Source organism: Mesorhizobium sp. M4A.F.Ca.ET.050.02.1.1 (genome assembly GCF_003997725.1).
GTDB lineage: Bacteria > Pseudomonadota > Alphaproteobacteria > Rhizobiales > Rhizobiaceae > Mesorhizobium.
Window position 1 is genome coordinate 1 of the sequence record NZ_RZSG01000591.1, and the last position, 3,787, is coordinate 3,787.

The window sequence follows — 3,787 nt, forward strand, 5'->3', positions numbered from 1 at the left end:
GCGAGATCGAGCAGGCGCGGGCCGGTGTCGACGAGCGACTGGCGTCCAATGCAGCGGCAGCCGCGGCCCGGATCGAAGAGCAGGTCTCCGGCGTCGAAAATCGTCTCGCCTACACCGCGGAAACGATGGGCCAGAAGCTCAGCGAGCAGGTTTCGAGCGCGGAGGCGCAACTCATTTCGCGCGCCAACGTGATCGCGGAGACCTTCACCGCCGTCGGCCAGCATATCGGCCAGAGCACCAACGACGCCGCCAAGACAATCGGCGCCAACACCCGCGAGCTCAACACGATGCTCGCGGCGCGCTCGGCCGAGATGTCGAGGATCCTCGACGAGACGGCCAAGCCACTGGTCGAGCGCTTCGCCCAGGGTGGCTCGGAGCTGCAGCGGAGCATGGAAGAGGTTACCGAGCGGGCGACCGAGAAGCTGCGCAGCGAAAACGCAGCGCTCGTCAACGCGCTCGCCAGCCGCACGGCCGAGACCCTCTCGGCCGTCGAGGGCGCGCGCTCGACGCTCGCCGACAGCGTCGCCGAGCTCATCGGCCGCCTGAGCACCTCCAGCGCCCAGCTCGGTCAGCTGATCGATCAGGCGGCGGTCAATCTCGGCCATGTCGAGGAGCGGCTCACCGGAAGCACGCAGAGCTTCGCGACGACCACGGAGAAGGCCGCGCAGACGTTCGCCAGCTCGGCGCGCCTGGTCGATTCCAATACGACCCGGCTCACCGACCTGTCGTCGGCCACGCTGCGCGAGGTCGCATCGATCGCTACCAAGTTCGACGAGCACAGCCGGTTGCTCTCCAGCGCCTCGGACCTGCTCAGTTCCGCGCAGAGCAATCTCGAGCACACGCTGGAACGGCAGTCGTCGCTGGACGACCTCGCGGTCGGCCTGGTCAAGAAGTCGGAGGACCTCGAAAAGGTCATGCGTTCGTTCGAGAACCTGGTCGGCCAGACGATGCAGAACGCCGAGGGACGGACTATGGAATCGGCGGAAAAGATCCGCACCGCCATCGCCGAGGTGGTCGAATCGGCGACCAAGCGTTTCGCCGACGCGACCGAGGAGATGCGGCGCACCGCCGGTTCGATCAAGAGCGAGCTCGACCTGACGCGTGCCGAGCTCAAGAAGGGCGTCATCGAGATGCCGGAAGAGGCCAAGGAATCGACCTCGGCCATACGTCGGGCCGTTTCCGAGCAGATCAACGCGCTCAAGGAGCTCTCCGACATCGTCGCGAAGTCCGGCCGCAGCGGCAGCGACTCCTCGGAGCCGCGCAGCCTGCGCCCCGCTCCTCAGGCGCCGGCCCGTCCGGCCGAGCCGCCGCGCCGGCCGCCGGTTCAGCAGCAGCAGCAGCCCGAGCGCCGGGCTCCGCAGGCGCCGCTGGGTGAAACGACCTTGCGCGGCACGCTCGACCTCGAGCGTCCGGCCGAAGCGGCCCCGCGCCGCGAGCCCAATGGCCGCACGCCGCAAGGCGGCTGGGTGCGCGATCTCCTGACCGGGGCGTCTCGTGAAGAGGAGCTGAGGCCGGCGGCGCCGGCGGAAGCGCCGCGTCCGGCTCCGGCCCAGCGTTCGCCGCTGCATGTCGTGGAATCGCTTAACTCGCTGTCGGTCGACATCGCGCGCGCCATCGACCACGACGCCTCGATCGAGCTGTGGAACCGCTACCGGCGCGGCGAGCGTGACGTGTTCACGCGGCGCCTCTACACGCTGAAGGGCCAGCAAACCTTCGACGAGATCCGCCGCAAGTACCAAGCCGAGGCGGAGTTCCGCGCCGCCGTCGACCGCTACTGCGACGATTTCGAGAAGCTGCTCAAGGACGTGTCGCGCAACGACCGCGACAACATCATGGCGCAGACCTACCTGACCTCGGACACCGGCAAGGTCTACACCATGCTGGCCCATGCCAGCGGCCGCCTGCACTGAGCGGCTTCGTCAGGAAAAGAAAAAAGCGGGCCATGGCCCGCTTTTTTTGTGCTTGATGATATCGAAGCAATGCCCCGCCGGGCGTGTGCAGTGCCCCGACCGAATCGTCAGATCAGCGAATCCGTCCAGCGCACAATGTCCTTGGCGGCCTGGCCGAAGGCGCTGTCCAGCGCGCTGACGTAAGCGGCGTTGCCGCCGCCCGAGACCGGCGCGCTCGCCGTAAAGCTCTTGGCGGCGCGCACCTCGCCATTGCGGTCGTTGAGGAGGCGCACGAACAGCTCGACCTCGGCATGCTCGCCGCCATTGACGCGCACTTCGAAGGTCCGGACCTCGACGATGATCCGATAGTCGATCGCCAGCCCCTCGCCCGGCTTGCCGACGCCGGCAAAGCTGCCGGATCGCTGGAAGGTTTCCGCGAGCCTGGCCTGCACGATCAGCGGCAAGCGGTCGGCCCACTGCGCCCCCTTCAGGTACTGGATCGACAGATCGGATGGCCTGATGACGATGTTCTGGCTGTCCAGCGCCTTGAGCGCCGACGGCTCAGTGATCAGGATCTGCCGGCGGCTGTGGCCACGTACGTCGATCGACGGCGCCGACAGCTCGAACGTGTCGAGCGGCGCCGGCTTGGCGCCGAGCGCCGCGCAGCCGGCCAGCGAGAGCGCAAGCAGCGCCGCAGCCGATGTCATCCCAACCGACCTTGCCCAAACCGACGTCACGCGCGAGCCCCGTTGTCCCCAGATCGTAAGATCAACCCGCAATTGCGGTCTTTTCTGTTCTTGAGGCGGGCGAAGATCGAAGTCAACGCCGCACCCTGCCGTCATATTGCCGGACCTCGCCCTCGCCGCCCGACAGGATGCGCTGCGGATTGCGGCTGAGGTCGGTCACCGCTTCCTCGATGCGGTTGATCGAGCGGCGGCTGTCCTGGACCAGCGCCTCGACATTCTGCAGGCCTTGGCCCGAGAAGCGGGCCAGGTTGTCGGTGATGGTGCCGAGCCGCGCATTCAGCGTGTCGGCGACCTGCTTGAACGACTTCAGCGTGTCGCGGGCGTCCGCCATGACGCCGTTCGCCTCACCCGAGCCGAGCAGCTTGTCGACCTTGGCCAGGATGCCGTCGACGCGCTCCGAAGCGTCATTGAGCCGGTGCGCCAGCTGCCTGGCGTCCTTGATGGTGTCGTCGATGTCGTCGGCGCGGTTGGCGAATTTGTTCGTGACCTTGGCGATGTCGGCGGCGGCCTGATTGGCTTTGTCGCTGGCCTTCTGGATGTTGGCCAGCGCCGTGCGCACCTCGGCCGGATCGATGCCATCGAGCACGCCGTTGACCTTGTCCAGCGTGCCTTGCGTCTTCTGGGCGAAGTCGTTGATCGAGCCGACCGCCGTGTTGACGTTGTTGATGACGGTATCGAACTGCTTGGAGGTTTCCTTCAGATTGCCGGTCACCGTGTCGACGTTGGCGACGATGCTCTTGATCTGGTCCTTGTCGACGGCGTTGAGCAGGCCCTCGGCGGCCTTCAACGTGCCGTCGAGCTTGCCCGAAACTCCTTTCAACTCATCCGAGAGCGAACTCACGCTGGACAGGAACTTGTCGATGCCGTCGGAATTCCTGGCGAGCGCATCGGAGAAGGTCTGGACGTTCTTGACCGTATCGGTCAGTGGCCCGCGCACGTCGTGGGTGAAGCCTTCGAGATCCGAAAGCACCTTGTCGGCACGGGTGAAGATGTTCTGCGCGGTCTGCAGGAGATTGGTGACGGCGGAGGGATTGGCGACGATCTCGGCGACCCTGCCTTCCTTCTCGGCCTGGTCAAGAAGTTTCACCTCCTTGGGATCGGCGCCCTTGAGCTCGATATTGGCCTGGCCGGTGAGACCGGCCAGCCCGATAT

At 66.3% G+C, this 3,787-nt stretch carries 2 protein-coding genes and 1 pseudogene; 1 reads left to right on the plus strand and 2 read right to left on the minus strand.

Features of this window, described 5'->3' with window-relative positions; genetic code table 11:
* Positions 1-1,910: pseudogene (locus tag EOA33_RS27470) on the plus strand (kinesin); the annotation flags it as partial.
* 107 nt (positions 1,911-2,017) lie between these two features.
* Here the strand turns inward: EOA33_RS27470 and EOA33_RS27475 are convergent.
* Together EOA33_RS27475 and EOA33_RS27480 are read right to left on the minus strand one after the other, a co-directional pair.
* The gene (locus EOA33_RS27475) at positions 2,018-2,596 is read right to left on the minus strand and encodes an ABC-type transport auxiliary lipoprotein family protein (protein ID WP_245455472.1); all 579 of its coding nucleotides are present in this window, start codon (positions 2,594-2,596) and stop codon (positions 2,018-2,020) included.
* Positions 2,597-2,708: 112 nt separating this feature from the next.
* Positions 2,709-3,787, minus strand: a 1,079-nt coding sequence (locus EOA33_RS27480; RefSeq protein WP_127407071.1) for an MCE family protein, incomplete at its 5' end; no start/stop codon positions are given.

Bases quoted from the DNA above. Each gene is read 5' to 3' on its own strand.
- EOA33_RS27475 (WP_245455472.1), bottom strand. From the start codon at position 2,596: ATGACATCGGCTGCGGCGCTGCTTGCGCTCTCGCTGGCCGGCTGCGCG.